The organism is Psychrobacter sp. AntiMn-1, assembly GCF_001854065.1.
In the GTDB taxonomy this organism is placed as follows: Bacteria; Pseudomonadota; Gammaproteobacteria; order Pseudomonadales; family Moraxellaceae; genus Psychrobacter; species Psychrobacter pacificensis.
Genome location: NZ_CP012969.1, coordinates 3,101,829 through 3,126,469, shown reverse-complemented (window position 1 = coordinate 3,126,469; position 24,641 = coordinate 3,101,829). Strand labels below are relative to the sequence as shown.

16 protein-coding genes, 1 pseudogene and 1 other annotated feature are annotated in these 24,641 nt (G+C 39.2%); of the genes and pseudogenes, 4 read left to right on the top strand and 13 right to left on the bottom strand.

What is annotated here, in order from left to right; translation table 11 throughout:
- Nucleotides 1–312: 312 nt before the first annotated feature.
- The 3 genes from AOT82_RS13465 to AOT82_RS13455 all read left to right on the top strand — a co-directional run bounded on the left by AOT82_RS13465 (nucleotide 313) and on the right by AOT82_RS13455 (nucleotide 4,828).
- Nucleotides 313–1,260 (top strand): hypothetical protein, encoded by a 948-nt coding sequence (locus AOT82_RS13465; RefSeq protein WP_071003551.1) that lies wholly within the window; start codon nucleotides 313–315, stop codon nucleotides 1,258–1,260.
- A 296-nt stretch (nucleotides 1,261–1,556) separates the two neighbouring features.
- Nucleotides 1,557–2,924 (top strand): tyrosine-type recombinase/integrase, encoded by a 1,368-nt coding sequence (locus tag AOT82_RS13460; protein WP_071001259.1) that lies wholly within the window; start codon nucleotides 1,557–1,559, stop codon nucleotides 2,922–2,924.
- Nucleotides 2,925–2,989: 65 nt separating this feature from the next.
- On the top strand, nucleotides 2,990–4,828 hold the full coding sequence (locus AOT82_RS13455) for a DUF262 domain-containing protein (RefSeq protein WP_071001258.1): 1,839 nt from the start codon (nucleotides 2,990–2,992) through the stop codon (nucleotides 4,826–4,828).
- Between the two features lie 224 nt (nucleotides 4,829–5,052).
- Here the strand turns inward: AOT82_RS13455 and AOT82_RS13450 are convergent, their stop codons facing one another.
- The 3 genes from AOT82_RS13450 to AOT82_RS13440 form a co-directional block, all read right to left on the bottom strand.
- Nucleotides 5,053–8,451, bottom strand: a complete 3,399-nt coding sequence (locus AOT82_RS13450) for a DEAD/DEAH box helicase family protein (RefSeq protein WP_071001257.1) — start codon at nucleotides 8,449–8,451, stop codon at nucleotides 5,053–5,055.
- Between the two features lie 3 nt (nucleotides 8,452–8,454).
- On the bottom strand, nucleotides 8,455–11,646 hold the full coding sequence (locus AOT82_RS13445) for a site-specific DNA-methyltransferase (RefSeq protein ID WP_071001256.1): 3,192 nt from the start codon (nucleotides 11,644–11,646) through the stop codon (nucleotides 8,455–8,457).
- 189 nt (nucleotides 11,647–11,835) lie between these two features.
- Nucleotides 11,836–14,688, bottom strand: coding sequence for an SNF2-related protein (locus AOT82_RS13440; protein ID WP_071003560.1), 2,853 nt, complete (start codon nucleotides 14,686–14,688; stop codon nucleotides 11,836–11,838).
- 153 nt (nucleotides 14,689–14,841) lie between these two features.
- Here AOT82_RS13440 and AOT82_RS13435 point away from each other — a divergent pair, with 153 nt between their 5' ends.
- Nucleotides 14,842–15,240: a (deoxy)nucleoside triphosphate pyrophosphohydrolase gene (locus tag AOT82_RS13435; protein ID WP_071003559.1), complete on the top strand. Its 399-nt coding sequence runs from the start codon at nucleotides 14,842–14,844 to the stop codon at nucleotides 15,238–15,240.
- Nucleotides 15,241–15,299: 59 nt separating this feature from the next.
- Here the strand turns inward: AOT82_RS13435 and AOT82_RS13430 are convergent.
- From AOT82_RS13430 to AOT82_RS13385, 10 genes and pseudogenes are all read right to left on the bottom strand, one after another.
- A pseudogene (locus AOT82_RS13430) lies at nucleotides 15,300–15,560 on the bottom strand (transposase); the annotation flags it as partial.
- Between the two features lie 183 nt (nucleotides 15,561–15,743).
- Entirely contained in the window at nucleotides 15,744–16,376 is a 633-nt protein-coding gene (locus tag AOT82_RS13425; protein WP_071003557.1) for an OmpA/MotB family protein, read from the bottom strand.
- A 12-nt stretch (nucleotides 16,377–16,388) separates the two neighbouring features.
- On the bottom strand, nucleotides 16,389–18,161 hold the full coding sequence (locus AOT82_RS13420) for a hypothetical protein (protein WP_071003556.1): 1,773 nt from the start codon (nucleotides 18,159–18,161) through the stop codon (nucleotides 16,389–16,391).
- Nucleotides 18,161–19,453, bottom strand: coding sequence for a hypothetical protein (locus tag AOT82_RS13415; protein ID WP_071001252.1), 1,293 nt, complete (start codon nucleotides 19,451–19,453; stop codon nucleotides 18,161–18,163). The genes AOT82_RS13420 and AOT82_RS13415 overlap by 1 nt, the downstream gene beginning before the upstream one ends.
- A 44-nt stretch (nucleotides 19,454–19,497) precedes the next feature.
- A complete protein-coding gene (locus AOT82_RS13410; protein WP_227517159.1) occupies nucleotides 19,498–20,259 on the bottom strand; it encodes an ATP-binding protein in 762 nt (253 codons plus the stop codon).
- Between the two features lie 221 nt (nucleotides 20,260–20,480).
- Nucleotides 20,481–21,700, bottom strand: a protein-coding gene (locus AOT82_RS13405; RefSeq protein ID WP_379542907.1) for an IS3 family transposase whose coding sequence is annotated in 2 segments (ribosomal slippage) — nucleotides 20,481–21,424 and nucleotides 21,424–21,700 — 1,221 coding nt in all. Because the reading frame shifts where the segments join, the coding sequence is not laid out codon by codon here.
- Nucleotides 21,309–21,425 (bottom strand) — a sequence feature (AL1L pseudoknot). (Overlaps the previous gene by 117 nt.)
- A 12-nt stretch (nucleotides 21,701–21,712) precedes the next feature.
- Nucleotides 21,713–21,868 (bottom strand): hypothetical protein, encoded by a 156-nt coding sequence (locus AOT82_RS13880; RefSeq protein WP_156771000.1) that lies wholly within the window; start codon nucleotides 21,866–21,868, stop codon nucleotides 21,713–21,715.
- Nucleotides 21,869–22,102: 234 nt separating this feature from the next.
- Nucleotides 22,103–22,354: a helix-turn-helix transcriptional regulator gene (locus AOT82_RS13395; protein ID WP_071003555.1), complete on the bottom strand. Its 252-nt coding sequence runs from the start codon at nucleotides 22,352–22,354 to the stop codon at nucleotides 22,103–22,105.
- A 165-nt stretch (nucleotides 22,355–22,519) separates the two neighbouring features.
- The gene (locus AOT82_RS13390; protein WP_071003799.1) at nucleotides 22,520–23,431 is read right to left on the bottom strand and encodes a recombination directionality factor; all 912 of its coding nucleotides are present in this window, start codon (nucleotides 23,429–23,431) and stop codon (nucleotides 22,520–22,522) included.
- A gap of 92 nt (nucleotides 23,432–23,523) precedes the next feature.
- Complete coding sequence (locus AOT82_RS13385) at nucleotides 23,524–24,630, bottom strand: YqaJ viral recombinase family nuclease (RefSeq protein WP_442965721.1); 1,107 nt, start codon at nucleotides 24,628–24,630, stop codon at nucleotides 23,524–23,526.
- Nucleotides 24,631–24,641 lie beyond the last annotated feature (11 nt).

Sequence of the window (24,641 nt, the reverse complement as noted above, 5' to 3'; positions counted from 1 at the left end):
TAGAATGAAGGATATTCATGTAAACTTCGAAGCCATAGCGTCTTAAAAGTAGAAGATACTACTTAGTCAAGCACGTTCGACTTAGCATATTTTTGCATTTATCATGGATACGTTGAAGATGGAGTTAAGTATGTGTATACTGCTTTAACAGGTCATGTACTTATTGTAGCTTGTGTTATTAGGAATTTTTTATTACTAAAATATTACTGTAAATACTACTAAGTTAACGCTAAATTTCAATAAAAAAATTACTAAAAGTGGATGTTCTTACGACGTAGCTATCACTAAAATATTTATTTTGGAGACTCATATATGGATAATACTGTAGCTTGGATCAATAAACTCAATAATAGGGAGTTAAATTTTTTAACATTTGTTTTAAGTCATTACAATTATCAATTATTACTTCCAGCAAATAAAGAGCTTATTATTAGAGATGTAAAAGATCTTTACTCTAGAAAATTTAAAGTACTAGGTAGTATAGAAAAAATTTTCAAATCAAAAATAATTGATGAAGATTTATTCAATTGGTTAAAAGAAGATACTAGAGCTTTATTATGGATGTATGAAATCTACGACAAAAATTTCGATCGTGCCTCAATGATAAAGAATAAAACACAAGCTTCTCCCAAATTATTTGAAAATTTTATTTACAATATCGACGCTTCTTATTATCCAAACGACACACCAAGTTCTTTTTATTCATCTTCAGTAGCCATACCTAATTTTAATATAGATATTCAAAACAACTCTTATAAACCCCAATTCACTGATATTAATTTTTCTTTAGAAAAGAAAATAGAATACTTAAATTCAGCTAGAAGTAAATATATTGAGCGAAAGACTGATCGTAAAAACTTGATTTGGATAGATAAAAACAACGAAGAGCAGATATACTGGGCAATTGACTATTTAAAAAATAATGGCTTATTATTAAACATCAGGGGGTTTTTAGCTTATACGATTGATGATTTATATAATCTTATTTGTGCTAGCTTAGATACTCTTGACAATAATATTGACATTCCTTTTGGCAAGCAGTACACACAAAGCGCACACAAGCAGTTAACTATATCAAAAATGCGTAAAGCCTGGAGCCAGAAAAAATTTCGTGATAAAAAAGATGCTGAGTCTGCTCAAGAATACTTCTTGACTAGACGTCATATGAATAAGCTAAAAAAGCTAGCTGATGAATACGGTCTAAGTAGCAAAGAGTGTCTTCAAAAGCTGATTGATGAAGCTTATAATAGTATCGAGTGATAGTAATGCTTGTCTTGAATGTAAACATTTCACTTCATGTACACTACATTGTACACTTCAAAATGCACTTCAATTATTATCAAATAAAATCAATATCTTAAATACATATAACCATTCCGGCTCCGGGTACCATTACATAGTTCTATACTATCTTATAGAATAGCTAAAGCCCCTGATATCAGGGGCTTTGTTGTATCTGACGTCCTATACTGTCTTATGAATCTTTCCTAATCCATGCACTTTGAGTATACTGTCAAGTATACTGAGTTTTCAGTGTACTTATGGAGGATTAGGTTATGGAAAGAAAAGCGATCAGTTCAGATCGGAGTATCAGCAGTCATAAGCCTGAAGACAAGAAGTACTTCGTTGCTGTCAAAAACCATCCTAAACTATTCTTAATGGTACGTCCTACTGAGACTAAGTCATGGATGTATCGCTACTACCCGCCTTCAAATCCTAAGCAAAGTATTATTTCCATCGGTATATATCCAAGTATCTCGTATGCTCGTGCCTGTGAAGTTTGGCGTGAATATGAAGACCTACTAAGCAAAGGTATTGACCCTAAAGTTCATCGTGAAGAAATAAAGAAAAGTATTATTAGTAAAACTAAAAACTCTTTTAATCATTTTGCTTGGGAGTACTTTGACAGTCTAGATAAGACTCAGAAGAATAATACCCTTATTCGTAAGAAAGGTCGGTTGGAGCTGATTTGCTCCTACATAGGTGATGAGCCGATCAGTGAGATCAGCTCGCCTAAAATGCTTGAAGTATTATTAGACATTCAAGCTAAGTCATTAAACAAAGCTGGCAAGCCAACAGACAAGGCTGAGCGCTGCGCAGGTATCGCCAGTGACGTATTTGTCTATGCGGGTGCTCGTGGCTTCTGTACGAGCAATCCTGCAGCGCTAATCAAGAGTCAACTGGCTAAATCAAGCTATGGTCATCGTCCTGCGATCACTAAGCCTAAAGAACTAGCGAAACTACTACGTGATATAGAGACTATAGAAGGTGATCTAAATACTATAAATTCCCTTAGGCTATTAGCGCTTCTCTTTGTGCGTAATGGTGACTTGCGACGTATGAGATGGGACGAGCTTAATCTAGAGACTGGTAGGTGGCAGCTGAAGCCTCTAAAAGGCCAAGGTAAGGTAAACATGGTTAAGGATATGGTGGTTCCCTTACCGCGTCAGGCCGTGGCAATCTTGCGTGAGCAGCATAAAATTAACGGTCATACTCCATATGTATTTTTTAGCCAGACGGCAAAAAAGCATCAGATCATCTCTGATGCGACAGCGAATAAGCGATTAAAAGATTTGGGTTATCAGGATGTACACTGCGCTCATGGCTTTAGAGCGACAGCAAAGACCATATTGCAAGAGCAGCTAAAGTACTCTCTTGTACTTGTTGAGATGGCTTTAGGTCATACTACTAAAGACCCTAATGGAACTGCATACGGACGATTTGAGTACATTGATGATCGTAGTGAGATGATGCAAAACTGGGCGGACTATTTAGACGCATTACGAGAAGGCAGAGATACGGCAGAATTTAGAGCGGAAGCGCAAACTAAGGCTAACTCTACTTCTCAGTTGCAAGCCTTAATTGATCTGCTTGGTGAAGATAAAATCTTAGAGACGCTTAAAAATCGAAAGGGCCAAGATTAATATCAAACAACTTTATAGTATTATCTTCAATATAATACAATCTTATTAGCATATAGGTTATTTTCATGGAAAAGAAAACTTTATCTAACATTCTTGAAGGTAAAATATTTAGAATACCTGATTATCAACGGGGATACGCTTGGGAAAACAAACAGTTAAAAGACTTTGTTCAAGATATTGATGCACTAATTGATGAGGAAATAAAGAGTCATTATACAGGTACTATCGTCATTTTTCAGCCTAAGAATGAACCAACCGAACATTATGGAATTAATCAACTAGAGATTGTCGATGTTGTCGATGGCCAACAAAGATTAACTACCAGTAGTCTATACTTATCAGTTATTTTAAATAAGCTTATAGAAAGAGGAAATGAAGAGTTTAAAGAGGCAATTCCTATCTATCTTTATTCTGGCTCCAAAATTAAGCTACGGCTCAGTAATGACACAGAACACTTCTTCTTTGACCTTATTTCTAAGGGCAATGCTAATGTTAATGCAACTACTATTCATCAAGAAAGACTATTGAATGCCTATCAATTTCTCAACACTCACATTAAAAGCCAAACAAAAAATAGGGATGCTATTTCATATCTAACAAACCTATTTAATGCGATTACCCGCAAATTAAACTTTTCATTTTATCCTATTGAAGAAGAAAGCGAAATAGGTATGACTTTCGAACTAATGAACTCAAGAGGTAAAGACTTATCATCGTTAGAATTATTAAAAAACTACTTAATGTATTGGGTTTATCGTAACGTTTTAAATGATAGTGATAAAGAAAATCTAACCCACTTAATAAATAAATCTTGGAAAGAGGTTTATATAAATATAGCAGAGTCTAACGGTAGTGAAAATCAATGCTTACGTCTCGGTTGGACGCTATATTATAACCATTCTCCTAAAAAATGGGATGGCTATACAGGTTTTAAGTCAAACGACGTTATTCCTTTGCGAGATTTCAAGAAAAAAAGTAAAGAGGATACACAATTATTTATAGCAACATTTACAACTGGCTTGGCAGAATTGTCCAAACACTACTCAGCTATCCTAAAGCCTAATGATAAGTCTGCATTACCGAATGAAATTAAGTGGTTAACTAAAATCAAAAATGCGGGCAATATCGCCAGTTATCTACCACTAATGGCCGCTTCTAGAAAAGGGGTAATTGATGGATATATATCTCCTACGGCATATATAACTTTACTACAAGCCTTAGAATTGTTTTCCTATAGAGTTTTTTTATGGGAAGGTAAACGTAGTAATACTGGTTTATCAAAATTCCATAAATGGGCCGATGATGTTTTCTCGAAGAACCATAGTTTAGAAAGTATCATTGACTTAATCCTAGGAACAATAAACTGGTATTCTAATGAAATCCGTTTCAGAAAAGAGATTTATGAAGAGCTGTATGATTGGTATCACTCGCGTAGGCTTCTTAAATATACACTATACGAATATGAATTATGGCTTCTTAATAACGAAGGTAAAGGAGCTAATCCTAAACTTGCTTGGAGCGATTTATCTGATGCAACTTTAGAGCATATCTTACCTCAGAACCCTAAAGAAAACTCTTATTGGAAAAAGTCATGGCCAGAAGTAGAATCTAAGAAATACTTGCATGATATTTCAAATTTAGTTTTGACAAAAGACAATTCGCATTATTTAAACTTTGATTTTGATAGAAAAAAAGGTAGTCCTGGATGCGGTCATTGTTACTCTAATTCAGATATTAGACAAGAGCGTAAGATAGCGGAGTTTGATGAATGGACACCCTTAAGTTGTGCTAAACGCAGAGATACAATGGTATCATGGATCATAGAAAGGTGGGGAATTGATAAACATTTTGAACTTCCTAAAGAAGTTTTAGAACTTGAGGATGAAGAAGAGATCGACTCTTAACGAAAACTGACGTATTAATTAAGCACGCTACAAGTCAATACCCTTACTCCACATAGAAAAGTTATGAAGTAGCTTTACTAAGCTACTTAAAGTCAAACAGTTATGATATTACTAATAACTATCCTATATTCAGTTTATAGATATTCTTGATGTATTAAACATATAAGCTGAAATGGTTAGTTATACCAATTCAGCTTTTCATTTATTAGATTATTCGTTCGAACTCAACCCAATATCCCACTAAACATATCATCCAAATAAGCTGTCTGATTGCCTACCATAAATAATACATTACGCTCTTTTAGCTCGTCTTCGCTAAGTGAGTTATTGATAAGCTCTCTTAGCGGTGTGGTGGTTAAGATAAAGCTATTGAGTACAAGATCATTGTCTAACTGGCTCTCAAGCTCTTTAATCTGCTTATACAGATTAATCTTGGCATCATCGGTGCTCATGTTACGAATACCTTTAGGATCAATCAATGTTAGATACTGCTGTCCTGTCTCTTTATGTATAAGCCATAACAAGAAGTCTGGATAAAAATTACCTGCCAAGGCAAAACCTAAGCCTTTATAGCGGTTATCAGGATTACGTAATAGATAGACATGATAGTCCTTTAGCACATCGATCTGTTTAGCTGAGTTAATATACTGCTGCAAATCATCAACAAACTTGACCTCACTGCTCTCGCCCTTCCTATCATAATCAAAAACAGCAGGCGACCACGTAAACGGTAAACTGTCATCATTTTTACTAAACAAAGGATAGTACAGATGCTTATCAAATACGACGGTACGCAGGCTACCATCTTCCCATTTGACCTTATCTAGTTGCCCTTTATTGACAATCTCTTGCAGCTTATCGAGGCGATCAAAGTATTCTTGAGCTTCGCTATTCTGACCTTCTTTTGATGTAAACACGTACTTATCACACATATGTACGGGCAAGTCATCATCGCCTACTTCAAACTCAGTCACTTCATAATACTGACCTTCGTAAGCATTTTTCATAGTCTTATAAAATCTGTCCATGTATGCCTGTAGTAGCTCTAGCAGAACGCTTTGCTGAAAGCGAATACCACTTACATCTTGTGTGAGCTTTTCACCATCTACCAATAAGGTGTACCAATCATCGTGAGTATTCTTTATTGGTTCACAGCAAAATGCGCGTAGCTCTTTAAGATCAATACGAATATTAGTATAGCCGCGCTGCATCTTATACTTTTGTAGCTGCAAGTACAGCCAGTCAAAGTCAAAGAACGGCATGATGCTCGGTGATATCTCTTGCTCTTGGCGTTTATCTTGTAGGTCTTCATTGCGTTTGCGTTTATCGGTATGATAAGCCTGCAAACGTGGGTATAAGTCTAGCACGACAAAAGGCTTTTTAATTTTCCCTTGATACTGTTTAGGTATCTCAAACAGCGATAGCTTCATTTGCGCTTTGAAGCCGTTTGGCTGATTGTCTTTGTAACCGTCTTTAAGCGTCAAAGTTTTGAGCCGATGCGGCGCTTTGATACGATTGGTCTTAAAGTCTAGCGTCACTAGATCCTGATTTAGAACGATCCCTTCATCATTTAGGTATTCACGGAATTGTTCCATATAGTCAGCATGCAAGCCAAAGATATTGATGGTTTGCAATAGATCAAGATGCAAGTCTTGATACTCACCTCGACTATATATGTTGTGCGGAGTGCGTTTAAGGGAGTAATCCTCCCCCTTTAGACGCACGCCACGACCAAACAGCTGAATAATTTGCGAGCCTTCCCCTTTGCCCATGTTCAGCAGACCCATGGTAGAGACACGCCAACTGCTCCAGCCTTCAGTAAACTTACGTGAGCCGATAAGTAGATTGGTTTTGCTGTTGTCATCGTTAATGGTGTCAAATAGCGATGGGTTAAATGCATCCGTACGCGCATTTAGATAATAGCTCTCTGTCAGTTTTTCGCACTGATCGAATAGTCCTTTTTCATCACCTACGTTTATCACTCCAAATGGCTCGTTTTCACCCACTTGTAAGCGCAGCTCGCCGGTATTTTGGGTGATGCGAATGACGTTTAGGCGTTGATTACTACTGGCATTGAAGAACAGACTAAGGATATCTTGATAAATAACTTCTGCCTTTTTGCCGTGCAAAGCATTGAAGCGATTAAGGAAGATGTTATTGCCTTTGTTATCAACCAGACGTGATGTATTGGTAATAAAGTCATGTAGCCAGCTTATTGTTTCAGCCTTAGAACGACTATCCAAAAAGTCTGCCAAAAATTTAATAATGGTCAAAATATCTGAATCATCATCGTTAACCTTGTTACCGACAAATACCCAAAGTGGATTTTCGATTTTGAAGGGTTCAAGACGAGCCACATTATGAGCATACAAGTACTGCTGCTGATAAAAGGTCAGTAAACAAGCGGTTAAGTAGAGCTGCTGGCTGTCAGGGCTTTCGCCTTTTTTCATATTAAGAATATTGACTTCTTTACCGTAGCCGTCTTGGTAGAAGTACTTATAAGAGTAATCAAATAAGATGTTTTTGGCATAAACCTCACGTAGGGCTTCACGGCGTGCCTTTTGCTTTTCCAGCTCGTCCAGTGCTAGTGACTTTAGCTGCGCACCATCGAGCTTGGTTAAGGCTCTAGTACCGTAGAGCATTTTCGCTTTGCTTTTCCGCTCGTCTTCTTCTTGCTTAATGACGTTGTTGGACTTATTAATCGCTTGCCCAAATGTCGCTGAGTACTCAAAACTAAAGCCGTTTTTGGTCAAAGTATCACGGTAGCCCATCCACACGCCACCACTACTAGTACCGCGATGTCCTTCATCAATGAGTACAAGGTTTTGACCTTCTAAAGACTCAGCCGCTACTGTCTTGTCACCATCCCGATCAGCGAGTTTATTAATATCGATGATTTGCACATAATTTAAGAACTGATCGCGGGATCTATGTTTGTTAAATATCATGGCATCGATACCAGATATAGCAAACTCTTCTAGATGCTGCTGACTCAAGCCATCATTAGGTGTCAGTAAGATAATTTGCTCAATCTTATCGCTATGATCCGCTTGCTCGATGTAGTATTGATACTGCAAGATATTAACATGCATGAGCAGTGTCTTACCGCTACCTGTAGCGCTCCAATACGCCACTTTGTTTAGATCTTCAGCGACGTAGGGCTGAAGGATTTCACTGTCGTTTTTATCTGTGTTGTAGGCGGCAAGCGTATCGTTAAGCTCCGCTAGCATCTGCTCCGTATGGTTAAAATAGTGATCTAAATAGCACTCAGTAAATAGGAGTGATAAATACTGAAAATACTTAGGATTCAGCTCACTATTTTCTTTCTCATTACGAGCCTCGCTGATTTGTAGCCAGTGGCGGACGATGTTTCCATCATAATGTCTTAGCGTATCAATACTTAAGGTCTGCTTACCGACTAAGTCACTAGTCAGCCGAGTAAAGAATTTACTTTGACCTGCATTATCACCTTCAAGCTCTATACCTTGGTGCTCAGGTGAGTCTAAAAGATGCTGCATCCCTTCTATACTGCTCGGATTAAACTTTGACCACAGCCACTGCGTCAGTATCAGCTGTTCATGAAAGTTTATTTTTTTGCTTTTTGTTTTACTGGATTTAGTCATAACTTACTCTGCAAACATACGCTCAAGGAATACCTGCTCTATTGAGCGGACTTTTAACTCACTACTACCATCATCTTTTTTGGATAATTTACTGTTGATGTTGTGATCGCCATTGATATAAATGTACTTATAATCATGATCTAAGGGATTTATACGAAGTGTTCGTAGTAGTTCATCTAACTCTTCATATCCAATAATATTGCAATCTCGCCATATTACTGCGACTGGATCCCCATTTAATAAATCACCAAAAACTTCAACAAAACCACGTTTTAATTGGTAGTTCACATTTTTAACTTTAAGCCCAATCAGATAATTAAAGGTATCAATAAGATCAATGTTTTGAACAGTATAAGCGCCCGCACTATCAGCGGTAATTTTAAGCTGATAGTCAAAGGGGTTATGAAAGTCAGCGACGTTAAGTAATGAGTTCTTGCTCTCAATATCAAGCATATAGTGCATCAGGTAATCGTCTTGCTGAGTAGGCGTTAAGTCAGCAAATAGGTCTTCTTGGGCTTGACTACGGTTCAGCTCCAAGTTATTGAGCGTATCTTCATAGCTTTCTAACTTAATAACCTTCAGACAATGGCCAATGCCTTGATACGGATTAGCTTCATCTTCTATTTTTTTAGGTAATAACGGCTGACCGTCTTTCCAGTCTTCGCTATACACTACTTTTTGAATACGTGGCTTAACTACAGTGTCAAAATATTCACCTTGCTCAACTAGAAGATATTTACGGTTACCATTATCTTCACGATTTAAGTTAATTACTGCATGCGCAGATGTACCACTTCCCGCAAAAAAATCTGCATATAAACCTTCTTTTTTTCTTACTGAAGCCAAAAGAAGTGTTATTAACTTAGAAGGTTTAGGATATGGTATTTCATACTGCTTTCCTAATAACTGGAATAGCTCATCATTAGCGTCTTCATTGGATCCCCAGCCGTATAAATTCAGATTGTCAATATCATAAGCTCTAAAATCACTTTCACCAGCTGACCCTACCCTTGGCAATAAGTCTTTTAGTCTTTTATATCTAGGATGGTTTACTATCCTCCTTAAATATAAGTCTTGTGTAATATAAAGCTCATTCAATTCTGCATATTCATTCATGCTACTTTGGGAATAACGCCAATTACCTTCAATTTCTAAGGGCTCTATCAATACACTATCTTTAATAACTAAGTCTGATTTAAGAATTAAGTTCATACTTCCAGCACTTATTGTACTACCACTAGCTAGAATAAAATCACTCTCTCTATATTTGCTGGCAATTCCTGGCTCGATTCTTCTGATTTCTCTTGGATTACTAGCATTGACACATGGATAGGTCTCTGTACCAGTAGCGACCTCACCTACCAAACCTTCAAAACGGTCTATATCTTTAGCTATACAAAGAACATAATCTTTCATACTAGCTATATGTCCACTCAAGAAACTACCTTTTTTCTTTTTCTCCCAGATTAAAGTTGCAAATAAGCTACTTTTAAGAAAGTTTTGTCTAATCAATGAAGCTAAATATTCTTGTTCGTGATCACCTATACTACAAAATGTTAAACCATCTGCCTTGAGTAATTCAGAAATTAATTCAAATCTATCGTTAAACATTGATAACCATGTGGATGATTTATACTTATCTTTATAAATAAAACCATCGTCTCCAGTATTATAAGGAGGATCAATATAAACACATTGAACTTTCTCTTGAAAATTTTCTTGCATTAAATTCAATGCTTGAAAATTATCACCATGAATGATCAAGCCATCTGTCTGTTCATCCAAATCATCAAGACTATTTAATAGCTTGGCTTTAAACGCCAGATCAAACAAGCTGGTATCCACCATCAGATACGGATGCTCTTCTAGATACTGCGTACTGCCCCAATGCGGCAAGCTATCATCAGCCACCTTAAACCCTAAGCTCTCCCACTGCTGCCACTGGGCTTCGTTATCAGCGATATCGCTGTATAGCGCCTCATCGACACGATCAAGCGTAATGCAATAGTGGCTCGACACTACAAACTTCTTTTTAAGCCATAGCTTCTTTTGAAAGTTTTCTAGCGACGCTAAAAAGTCAATTAACTCACGGCCAATTTTGCGTAAGCATTTAATAAGTGCAAGCTGACGCTCTATCTCCATAAAGCCCGAGCTATTAACCACATCATCTAAATGCATGACTTCGTTTTTGATATAAAAGTCCAGCTCATTATTTAAGAATTTACCCAAGTCTTTATGAATGAAATAATCGGCAGTATTCTTTTGCGTATAAGTATCTAGATGCTTACGCAGTAAGTCACGATCAGATTGTTTTTCGGTTGGTGCTGGATGCTTAAGTAAGGTAGCCCATGCTGCACTAACTTTGTTATTTGCTAATATATCGTCATGAGCTTCTGCATTAAGCTTATCTTGCTTGGCTTTGCTATCCATGACCGCATATTCAAACCAAACTGTCAGCTCATCGCCAGCGTCATTAAGCTCTATAGGATATACGGTTTCCTCATATTCCTCGCCGTCTTCATCGGTACGAGTTACCGTCTTTGGCTTAGAGAGAATAACGAAGCGACGGTTTTTATCATTGTCTTTTTGATTGTCCTTTGCCGTATCAGCAGACAGTAGACGGAATAAGACGGATTTGTCTGATTCACCTATCGAGTTGAAGCGAATACGGTAATTGCTAAACATCTCACCTGACTTGGTATAGTACTGATCTTTATTCGCCCAGTGCAGCATCACTTCTTCGCCAGAGTAAGGAATGGCATAGGTGTCACCTTTATAGCGACGCTGACTGATAAAGTCGCCCTCATCATAATAGCGACTAAAGAAGGTGTACAGATGACTAAACACTTGCGCTTGATCAAAGCTGCTATCTGAGTGCTCACGCAGCTGCGCGTACTGCTCGCCTAGTGGACTTTCCATAGCCGTATCGCTAACTAAGTTGCCAGCATCATCGAACGCACGCTTGCCAAACTCCTCTTTTATTTGATTGGTTATGCTCTCTAGCTGACTGTCATGTACATCGCTTTTGGCGTCTGCTAAATAGGTCTCTACCTTGGTTTTCAGACGATTATCTAAATAATCGCTAATCTCACGACGACGAGCATTCAAGATGCGATAGATACCAAAATCAAGATCAGGGCGATCAATTTGAAAGATGTTTTTTAGTTTTTGATTGAGATTGGCGTATTGGCTCATGAGTCATCCTTCAATGTTTCTATGTTGCTAGCGCAGTATTTTGTCATAGTGTCCATGACAAAATGAGCCAGCTTGGTTTTAGTGCTTCACACCAAGCTAGCTCTAAGAGAGTAAAAATTAACCAAATATTATAGCAGATCAGGGTTTTGATAACTTAAAAAATATAAACCGTGCTAGTGAAAAACGGTTTCAGCATATCTGCCAGCGGATGTGATAAAACGTTTCAAACTGGCTTTTTTTGTGCATCATCTGCTCTAGGTTTTCTATTAAGGTATCGCGTCTGTCCTCAATCTCATCAGTGACATCAAAGATGTTTTGCCGCAGTTTACGCTGCTCACGTTCTGCCTTTTTGAGCTGCTCTTGCTTTTGTTTTTGCTCGTCAATAGTGCTGGCTTGGCGTGCTTCACGCTTTAGGCTGCGTATTTTTAGTTTGATATCATCAAGCGCCGCTTCTGCTGAGGCCATATGGTCATCTGCCCACTGCTCAATCTTTTCCTGCTCACGTTTAAAAAATACCTGATTATTATCAAGCGCCTCGCTTAGTTTGTTTTTATGCTGAAATTCGATTGTATCAGTAAATAGTTTCGGAATAGCTGTCGTTATTGTATCTTCAACCACTACTCCTTCTAAACGCAAAATACGCTCGCAGATATCAGCATCTAAGACGGTATCATTGTCAGTCATGCCTGTCAGTATTAAATGCTCTTCTTTAGCAAAAGAGTCTAATGACAGTAAGCTAAGCGACAACCATCCTGAGTGTCCTACTAATGGCTCAAGACTGGATACTTTTTTATCATAATTGCTGTAATCAAAGTTTATCTTCACAGTCTCAGTGGGTAGGTACTTTGCCTTATTTAGTACATACTCACCAAGTGGATGCGTGAGACGATATATGTAGGTATTATCAGGGACAGACTCGCCTTTACGGATGAGCTGATAATCCCCTACCTTGATATCCGGACTAGGCGATGTATGCAAGGTGAAGTGGAGCTGACTAGGATGAAAGTCAGCATAAGGTGCAAGTAGCGCTCGGCTAATCGTCCAAAAGAAATTACTGATACGATCCAATTGCTCTTCAGCACGCTGCTTATGAATCTTCAGCAATTCATGAATATCTGCATCAAAATGCTTTAATAGAAGGTCACGAGTTTGTAGCATTTTTTGATTGATCTGGGCTTCAAGCTCAGACTGTAGCTTATTAAAGCTTGCTTCAATCTCTTGGTTGGTACGGCACTTATCGTAAATTTCAAGAATACGTTTCTCAAAGTTAATACCGCTTTCTATCGATCCTAGTATTTCGTTCGATGCGCCAAATACACCTTCAAATAGATCAAACTTTTCACTAAGCAGCTCCATCACTCGCTTATCAGCAGCGTTGCGCTCATTAATAAAGTTCACTACGACAACATCAAAGGCCTGGCCATAGCGATGACAGCGACCAATACGCTGCTCCACTCTTTGTGGATTCCATGGTAAATCATAATTCACGACTAAAGAGCAAAACTGTAAGTTAACCCCTTCTGCTGCCGCTTCAGTAGCAATCATAATCTCAGCGTCATCTCTGAAGTAATCGATCAACGCTGTACGTCTGTCTATTGAGGATGAGCCTGTTACTCTATCACTGCCGACATGTTTAGCTAACCACCTATGATAAATACCTGTATTGACTGGGCTATTATTACTACCGTTAAAAGCAACTACCTTGCCATCAAAACCATGAGACTGCAAAAACTCTAAAAGATAGGTTTGCGTACGGCGTGACTCAGTAAATATCACGGCCTTTTTTGGTGCACCCATTTCAAACATACGAGCAAAGCCGCGCTCCAATGCTGTCAATAGCGCATAAGACTTACGGTCTTCATCAATTTCATGAGCTAAAGCAAGATAATGATCGACCTCTTTAATCTCAGATTTAAGCAAATCTGCATCAACGCCGCGATTTTCATATTCGCTATACTCGTCCTCATCCTCTTCGATAAGCTCTTCATCTATATCTTCATCAGCAATAAAATGCTCTATCCATTCAGCATCAATGGTCTGATTGTCTAAAAGAGCTTGCAAGCGAGTACGTATTGACTCTAATGTTGCGATAACCGCAGCTGTAGATGAAGCAAGCAGTTTACGCAAAACGATAGTAATGAGATGACGCTGTTGTACAGGAAAGGCATAGCTAAACTCGCGCTGTAAATAGCTATTAATTTGATCATACAAACGTTGCTCTATATCACTCGGCGTAAAAGGTACAGTCAAAGCATGACGCTTGGTATAAGGGATATACTCCAAAACGTCTTTACGTAGCGTACGATGCACAAATTGATCTAAGCGACGCTTTAGTGCTGGCAAGTTATCTTGATTGACGTATTGACGGCGAAACGCTTTATCATCTCCAAAAAGGTGCTCATCGATAATAGTGCTCAGTCCATATAGCTCCATTAATGAGTTTTGCAAAGGCGTTGCTGTTAAGAGTAGTTTACTGCGCGCAACTAAAGATTTCTTGAAGCTATTGCCTGTTTTGTTACTAGGACGATGAGCATTACGCAATCGGTGAGCTTCATCAATAACCACCATATCCCAAGGTATCTTTGCTAGTTCATGCTCCATACGAGTTGCGAATGGATACGAGATAACCGTAATCTTTTTATTTTCAAAAGGATTATAGACACCGTCTTCGCGTAGCTTTCGCCAAGTGGTAGCGTCTAATACCTGTACAGGTAAATTAAATTTATCTTGCAGCTCTAACGCCCATTGCTTCCGTAACGATGCTGGACAAACAATCAATAAATGTCTGCGATACTCTGCCCAATATTGGCATAGCACTAATGCAGCCTCAATAGTTTTACCTAAGCCTACTTCGTCAGCCAATACCACACCACGGCTCAAAGGATTGCTTAGCGCAAATAATGCCGCTTCAATCTGGTGTGGGTTTACGTCAACCTGAGCATCGAATAGCGACTGCGCAATACGTGCGTCGTCGGAGCTACTACGCTGCTTAGTAATTTCCCAAGCAAAATATTTGAGCTGGTGGTTGGTTACTTTATTCATAGTCTAAATCTTATTATTAAGTGCAGTTTTCTATATTGTAGCTTGCGTACTGCTATATCGACTATAATCAACCAACGATTATCCAAAGTCATGAACTATATAGGCTTTAAAGAATCGCAACCGATCTTATTAAGTAAGCAGTAGAGATAAAATATGAAAACAATTGAAGTTGTCGCCGCCATTATTGTTCATGATGGCAAGATTTTATGTACCCGGCGCGGCGAAAATAAATACCCCTACCTTTCTAAAAAGTTTGAATTCCCAGGAGGTAAAGTCGAAAATGACGAATCCCTAGCACAAGCCCTAACACGCGAAATTCAAGAAGAGCTCAATATGACCATTAGTGTCAAACGGTTATTTTTGACCATTGAGCACAGTTATCCAGATTTTAATATCGTTATGCATAGTTTTGTTTGCAATACTCAAAGCCGTGAGCTAACGCTTGACGAGCATATAGAAGGACTATGGCTAAAGGTAGCTGAGCTTGATAGTTTGGATTGGGCAGCAGCCGATATTCCCATTGTAGAGCAACTTAAGGCATCATTATCATGAGCAACAATCACGAAGAATTACAAAATGCCTTAGTTTCAGGCGCCTTTGGGGCGCTACCACTTTTTTGTCATGGCATCCTGTAGAATATCGGACTTAAGACATTCATCAGCATACATCTTCTTAAGACGTGCATTTTCAACTTCAAGTTCTTTTAAGCGCGCAATTAAAGAGGCATCCATGCCGCCATACTTTGAGCGCCAGTTGTAAAAGGTACTTTGGCTGATGTTATGCTCGCGGCACAGCTCAGTGATAGGAACGCCTTGTTCGGCTTGTTTTAGGATGTTGACGATTTGGTTGTCGCTAAAGCGTGTCTTTTTCATAGGATTCTCCTGCTGATGTATTCTAGCAGTTACTCTCTATTTATGAGTGTTCTTATTTATTGGGAGGATTACCCTAATCCTTGTATGTGTGTGGTGCGAGAGCTATAGTTATCACAAAGCGCAAAACTTCTAAACCAGTTAATGAACATATTTATCATTCAAATGATTTTCATCGTGTCTTTACTACAATGCTAGCCTCACTTCAACACGTCTATTAGCATCGTCTTCAGGAGTTATGCCTTTGATAGGCTGAGAGTCACCGTAACCAGCTACAATAATACGCTTTGCTATAGAACTATCTAATTGTCCGACTAGGAGTTTGCGTGCCTCTCTAGCTCTTGCAGCTGATAAAGTATAGTTGTCATCATATACTGTGCAAAATCGTTGGTAATCTGTCACAGGCTGTGATACTGGAATATTATCTGTATGACCTTCCACAAATATTCTAGCGTTCGAAGACTGTTCCAAAAAACTCGTGATCTTATCTTCTATATTGCTAAATGCTATTTTTGCTTCTGGAGTAATACAAGCGCTACCTCTAGCAAAAACGTTATCTTTTAACGTAATTTTACTTTGATCTAGATTAAAATCAATTAAATCTCCTGCACCTTGTTCGGTAACTGAAGATTGAATATCTTCTAATAAAGTTGCTATTTGCTGATGTTCGTTTTGCTGGCTACTTTCCATTTCTTGCTTATGTTTCATTTCAGCATATGTATTCTGCAATACAGATATAACAAGTAGTAGCATCACTACTGCCATGACACCTGACATTAAATCCGCAATAGATATCCATTCACTTGGTTTTTTTTGCATTTAAGTACACCCTTATGCTATAGCTTTGCTATCAATTTTAGCAAGTAACTTTTCATTGCTCCGGGTGATGCTGTCTACCAGTATAGAATAACTCTCATAGCGCGAATTTAATGACTCTAATCTATCTGCACTTTGAGATATGACTGTTAGCGCATTTTTGATATCATCTGATAACTGAGCGAAAATATTAGTTGAATCACGTTGTATTTTTACAGATTCAGATAAATTATGATTGATACCACTACTAAGATTCGGCATTGCTTCAATAACCTGTGGTAAATAGCTTGTAATTTTCTGATTACCATTCAATAGCTGTTGATTGGTCTCCGTAATTTTTTCAATCAATTCTGAGTATTTCTCATAGCGTGCATCAAGTGACTTCATGCGACGCCCACTTTCAGATACCGCTTTTAGTCCACTAGTTATATCGCCCGATAGTTGATCGATTAAGTTGGTCATTGCAGCTACTTTTTCATTTAAAATAGTACTTGTCAATGTAAATTCATCAGCAGACTTACGTTGTAGATTCATTGATTCACCGATCACGTTGGTTACTTCTTTCATAGTTTCATCAACGCTTGTAGATAATTCATCAACAGCTTTCGATATACCTAAAGTCGCTTGTCCCATACTTTTGGACATAGTTGACATGTTTTCTTCGAAACTATTACCCATGTTATTGATAGTTTCTGACAGATCTTGCTTGATCATTTCCATAACGCCTTCAAGCTCGTTACGTAAGTTTTCAACCACATCATTAAGACCTTCTGCAGAGCTACCGACAGCAGTCGCTGCTAAAGCCATTTTATCTGCAGAGCTTCCAATTGATGCCATACTGTGAACTGTATTCTCAACAAAATCCTGCATGGATTTTTGTGTGGCTTGGTTGTAACTAGCAATTTTTTGCAGCTCTGCAATACTCTTTTCCGAACTCGCGGTAGTTACATTATTGTTCTTATCAAGACTGTCTTGGACTTGTTTAAATAATCTTCCATATTCTACCAAGTTATTCTCTTGTGATTTATTAAAACTATCAATCAATAATCGACTATTATTATTAATATCGTTTCTTATTTGTCCAAATATTAAAAAACTATTATTCAACTCTTTACTATTTTTCTCTTGTAGTGTCCTGATGGTATCTATAAGCGTTTGGCTGTGCTTTTGAGAGCTATTATCAATATTTTTTAATACATCAATCATTATTTGATGTCGTTCTACCTCTTTAGTATTCAACATCCTTTCTTTTTCTTGAGCTTCTTCACGAACCTTTTTAACTGCCCATACGAGACGTTTTTCTTGGAACCCAAAGATATTAAATAGCAAATTAAGGATAATGAAACAGAGAATACCCCAAGTAGAGGTTTTGAATTTGGCACCCAAACCATCCATTAAACCCATCAACTGAGTCATGGCTGAATCCATTCCAGCTGTATCTGCCATTGCAAGTACAGTAGATGCCTTATTAAGCGCAATACCTAATCCTAAAAAAGTACCTAGCAGCCCGACAATAAGTAGCATACTAGGCATAATCTCAGCCACTTTTTCAGCTTTCGTAGCAACGGCTTCGCTTAATTCCTGCACAGAACCATGTTCACCTGCGAAATTATTTGTATCGTCATCTAGGTCACCACCATGCCAGTTGGCTTCCCAGTTAGTTTCTTTAGCTGAAACTAATAACCATATAACAGTAGCGATGGTCAAAATGATGAGACTCACTACAAAGACAGTAGACAGCGTTTCGCCGAATGGATTTAAGAACGCACCAATCTCTGCTATTTTCATTAAGCTGCTACTCCCACTTCAATTTGTTGTTTTAGTTTATCTGCACGCGCTTTACCTTCTGCCTCAAAAATATTGGCATAGTCTGTAATGAGACTTTGCTCATCATCAGTTAAAGACTCCCAAGCAACGTTATTCTGTGCAACACGCATAATGATGCTAGCAATCTCCTCACTATCCTCTAAAAGGTAATCCTTGTCTTCAGCTTCTAAAGTTACATCATCCTTTTCTAGAATTTGCATAAAACCTTCTGCAGCATAAACATAGCTTTTCATTGAGCGACGCTCGCTATCTAAACGAGTAAGCTTGGTTTGCTCTCCATTCATTTTGGTCAGTAACTCGCTATGAATCGCGGCTTCTTCTTCTGTTAGCTCTGAGGTACGCATTGCAACATCTAAACGGGTTTTTAACACTCTGTCTTTAGATAGCTTCTTACTCAATTCAGCCCACTCTTGTTCTAAAGACTGTTGTTTCTCAACCCAGACTACCATTAACTCTTCAAAGACGAACGGTATTAGAGACTTGCCAAAACGCTCTTGAATGATGCTGTCGAGTCTAATAGCGTCATCATCAGAAAGCTGTGCAGTAGATAACAGGCTCTCTGCTGTCTTAATCAAGTAAATATCGTCACTATTGATGTCGTCAATACTTTCAACTGCGATGATTTTTTGCTCTGTCATATCTAACAGCTTTTGTGTAGCTCTCAACCTCAAATAATGCTGAAAGTCCACAACACCCATCTCTAGAACATCCCTTAACTCTACTTTCAAAATTCCATAATTATTCAACATTTCATTCAGTTGTAATGCTTTTTGTTGCTCTTCACTTAATTGTGACTCATACTGTTGCTCAGCTTGCATAAAGGCATCACGGTTTTCTTTAGCTTCCTCTACTTCTTCTGGCGTTAGATACCTTTCCTTTACAAACTGAGCAAACTTAATAGTCTTTCTAGCTGCTTTTTCTAGAGCATGTAATACTGGGCTGTTTTCTAACGCCAATAATGTGTCAATCGCTTTGGCAGTAACCTCTAGTCCCGTTTTTAGCCATGGAAATGGAGCGATTAGTGCTGCTTTCTCAAGCCACGGTTTTACTTTCTGTAAAAAAGGCTTCACTTTTCTATAAACATCTTTAACTTTATCAATAAAGCCCTCGCCTTTTTCAGCTATCCAATCACAAGCCTTTGCAGCTTTTTCTCTTGCCCAAGATAGACCCTGACTGACCTTTTCTGAAGCATAAGAAACAACGCTACTAGCGGCACTAGCTACCCATGAACATGCACTACTTAACCAACCCATTTTCGTCCCCTAAATGTATAATATATTACCTAACCATCATTATCTTACTGTTCTAGCAACTCTTCTTTATCTGAAGATCTCTCTGCTGTACCTAGTAGTTTTTTTGCGATCAAAGCTTCTTTAGCTGCAAATTTACGTTTACTACTAGTATCGGTATTGCTACCAACTTCCCTTTGGGACTTTCTTACGTTTTCGATAGCTGATGTCAGATGATCAACACTTAAGGTCGCCTCTTCAATTGATACACCCGACTGCATTAATGCTTTTGGTAAAGCTAACCGCATACAAGTTCTAATTTCACGGCCTGAAAAACCATCTGATAGTTCTGCACATTGATTAAGTAGACTATCCCTCTCATCAGCCAATGGAATTTTTGCCACTAACATCCTTGACCAAAGCTTTTTGCGAGTGTCTAAGTCAGGAAGTATAAATTCAACGTGATACGTGATACGTGAGCGAAAAGCCTCATCGTAGTTTTTAGCGAAATTTGTTGCAAAGATAACAATACCGTCAAACTTCTCTAATTCAATAAGCATGGTTGAGCGCATAGCGTTAATTTCATTGTCTACGCCCTGAGTAACAGAAGACAGGCGTTTACCTAGCAAAGTGTCTGCTTCATCAAAAAATAAAACCGCATTTTGATCATAAGCGTCTTGAAAAACCTTTTGTATGTTCTTCGACGTTTCTCCCATGAGCTTGCTTTCTATTTCAGCTATACCCACTTTGATGATAGGTAAATCCAGTCGACCTGCGAACGCTTCAGCAGTCAAGGTTTTACCAGTTCCAGGACTTCCATAAAAATTCAAAATACTACTTCGTCCAATTTTATCAACTTCACTAAAACCCCAGTCCTCATAGATAACTTTATGAAATTTTAATTTCGCTAAACTTTCTTCAAGCTCGTTACGTGTATGAGCTGTCAGAATGACATCATTATCCAGATTATATTTCGCTGTCTGAGCTTGGTAAGCAATAGTATTTTTCTCACTGAACCGCCCCGACTATATCGGAGAGTGATTTACTTGAGTCAGGCAGCGATGCCTGACAGGGTTAAATTATCGTAATACCGCTTTTCAAACTCAAAAGGTGACACATAACCAATCGTGCTATGCAGACGTGTTTTATTAAACCAGTCCACCCATTCAAGGGTTGCCAGTTCAACATCATTAACGCCAGTCCAATTCTCCTTTAAATAGTCAATTACCTCAGATTTATACAGCCCGTTAACCGTTTCAGCCAGTGCGTTATCGTATGAATCACCAGTCGTGCCGACCGAGGCAATGATGCTAGAGTCCTTCATCTTATCAGTATAACGAATGGATAAGTACTGAACCCCGCGATCACTGTGATGAATCACATCTTTGGGGTTGTTCCTGTCTGCTATCGCCTGATTTAGCGCAGCCATAACCATATCCGTGTTCATGCGATTAGATACTTTCCAACCGACAATGCTACGGGCAAACACGTCAATAATAAAAGCGGTATATACCCAGCCGCTAGTTGTTTTTATATAGGTGAAGTCAGCTACCCATAGCTGATTAGGACGATGGGCATTAAAATTACGATTAATCAGGTCATCAGAGCATTTTTGGTCATCACGGCTATTGGTGGTGATCTTGCCCTTACCGCGCCAGATGCCTTGCATACCATACTGCTTCATTAAACGCTCTACCGTACAACGAGCCACATGAATACCATCTGCCTTCATCTGCTGCCAGACTTTACGAACACCGTAACGGCATTTACTGTCCTGCCAGATGCGTTTAATCTCGTTGATATAATAATCGTCATGCTGCTGACGCAACGAGCGCTTTTCAGGGTAACTCTCCAAGTCTTTAGTACGGTAGTAGGTTGATGGGGCAATCGGTAGTACTCTACAGATTGGCTCGATCCCGTATTTCTGCTTGTGATCATCGATAAATGTGACCATTATTTCGGTGGACGGTCGAGCTCCGCCTGGGCGAAAAAAGCGGCTGCCTTACGTATGATCTCATTGGCCTGTTTGAGTTCTTTGTTCTCACGTTCAAGATCTTTAATACGTTGCTCTTGGCTTTGAGCTTGTACCGATGCAGGGATAGTTTGATCTATATGCTTCTTGTGCCATGAGCGCAGGGTTTCAGGCGTGCAGCCAATCTTAGGGGCAATGGCTTGAATGGCTGCCCATGTGGAGGGATAGTCGTTTGCTGCTTCGATCAGCATACGGACGGCGCGTTCTTTAATCTCAGGAGTGTAGGTTTGTCTTTTCATTGTCGTATTCTCTCAGAATGTTAAGTCTCCGACAATACCGGGGCGGTTCACACCATTATTATCTTTTAATCTTTTAGTATCAGATAACAAAGGATTTTTAAATATATTTGAAGATCCAATGCTTTGCTCTACGTTTTCGTTTAAGCTTACTGCGTTAGAATTTTGCATCAATTATCCTAATATCTGTTGCTCATAATTAATTCTGATTAGCTTTCAAAAGTTTACTGATAACTTAATTTGCATAAATCGCTTTAAAACATTAATAATGTTGACTAAAATTGTTGATAATAGTGTATGGGGAACTTTTATGCAACAAATAAGTAACACTACTGTTATAAAATCGACTAGATTTATTGAGAAGACAAGCCGCCCGCATTATGAATGTAGGGCGGTTTAACATATCTATACTGGGCGTGCTTCAATCTTGCTATTAATCCAAGCAGCAATCTCACTTGCGACCCACACGACCCTAACCTGCGTCAGCTGTACCTTCTTAGGAAAGGTAGGGTCATAGCGCTCAGAGTCTTCATTGATCATCTCATAGATTGAAGAACGACTCAGACCTGTATAACTAATAACATCTTTGATGCTCAAGAGCTGTGGGATATGATTGCAATGTTCAATTACGGGTTGTGTAGTGTTTAACTGTTCCATGATTCTCTCCTTATAAGTTAGTGAGAAGATCTCTTCTCATATGGTTAGGGAGTCCTATATTTTTTTACGGCGTCCTATACCTTTCCGTGATGAGTCCTGATTAAGACAATAAAAAAAGAGCTGACTATTCAGCTCTTTTTTTATGCGTTATATCTTTACACTGCCTTAACTCACAGCGGTCACACTCTCTCGTAGGCTTCTTTCAATATTACCGACCTGATAAGGGGTAATATCGTTTTGCGACTTTGCTTGACGATTGCTATTAGCCGCATCTGTCTCTACGGGATAGAACTCTTCGACCACATCCAGTAAGTCGTCGCTATCAATCTCAAAGCATGAATTGCTATAGCCCTGCTTTGCAGCTGCCTCTAATGCGGCTTGGTCAAAACCGTGCTCGCCAAGCTCACGGTCAATGGCAACCGCATCTTGCACCGCATCCTTTAGCGTCACGCCATCACGAAGCGTTAAATCGACAAAGTAAATCGGCGTGCGATAGCTTTGCGTGGTACTTTTACCGCGTAAAGTGAGCTGCAATGGCAGGCAAGACAGCTTGTTACCTGATACCGCTGAAAAGTAGCTTAAGCGTGCTGCCAGCGTGCGAATACTATTAAAGCCTGTCGTTCTAAAGACGAACGTACCCAGCTCATCGTCTTCACTTAGATTCACATACAGCCTGCCATAGGGCTTACAAGCACCGCCTTGGGCTAGTGGACAGCGATCTGGTGATGGGCAGGCCAACTGCTCTACGCCATTATTCGTTCGACGTTGGCACTGCTCGCCATCACCTACACAAAGTGGGCGTCCTGTTTGTCTGTCAAAGAGTGTGTATTCTGCTCGAAGGTTTAGCGCAGGATCATTAAACAGCAGTCTTACAGGTATTTGTCTGAGCTTACCGTCATTATTGGCACGGAGCTTTTCATCAAGTGGGTGATTGATCCAGCCATCTTTGTTTTGTACTTGGCTGGTAATGGTAAATTGATCGTCCTTAGCAGGTAGCTTTTTGCCATCTTTGGCAATGACACGACCAATGCTAATGCGACCCAGTACAGGCGGGGTTATCGTAAGACCTTTAATTATGGTGATACTCCTAATTTGTTTAATAAAGCATTTAAGACATAAAAAAGCCCAGCATGGATAGCTGGGCATTGTGAGTTTGATGATCGTTGTATTTAGAGTGGCTGGTTATCCAAGACGACAAAGCGGCGGCTGCCTTGACGGGTTTTACTAAACTTTTCCAGCAGCTCAGGATGGGCTTTGATGATCGCTTTCGTATCCAAGGTCACACTGTCTTTCGAGCACTTCCAAGAGATTGCGCCTTTATCAAAGACAGCGATTTCATTATCTTTTATCAAACTTTGCAGTTGATGTTTTACTTGGTCATGACGCTGCTCTAGCTCTTGCATGTAGTCACGGTAACTGAGCAACTGCTCAAATAATTTATTAGCGCCGTCATCGTTACGTAAATCCATCTTACTTGATGGCTTGTTGATTGGATAAAGCTGCTTTAAAGCACATGCTGCCGACTCGCTATGATCAGGGGTTGGTGGTGTGTCCGTTTCCACGTACTGCCAGAACAGTCGTTCATGCTCGATAATAGATTCAATCAAACGTTCATCACGCTCAACCTTATAGATCTTTGCCTCGTGTCCATAAAGCAGTACGCAGATATGGGCAGCTTGTTTACCTGTCACTGCCAGTTGATGTTGTACTTGGCAGGTGACGTATAGAGGTACGCCATTTCGCCACAGCTTAGCACCGTACTCACCTGTGGTTTTACACTCCAGTATCTGTACGTCATCAGAGCCGATGATGCGGTAATCTAGATTTGCCAGCATAAAGCTTTTATCAGCATCGGGATGCTGCAAAATAGCATGAATGCGGCGTACCTTATTACCTGTATGCGCTTGATAGTACTTGGCAACTATCGGTTCTAACATGTTGCCCCAGTATAGCGGTGCATAGCTTTCGCTAGACTCATCAAAATCTGACGTCATGCGCCCTGTTTTTATCATCCATAATTCCAGCATGGATAAATACGGATGAATACCACAAGCAGCGGCAGCGTCAGAACTACCAATGCCTTGTCTGCGAAACTTAAGCCAATCTTCGCGGCTTAGGTCTTTGGTGTTGACCAAACGCTTTGCGGTGATTGATGATGTCGTACTGTCTTTCTTATCATGTTGCTTTAACTCCTTAGCTGTTGAAGAATTCTTAGTTACAACAGCTTTAGTAACTTTAGGAGTAACAGGTCGATACGCAGGGATGCGCTTGTAAATACCCCATTCTT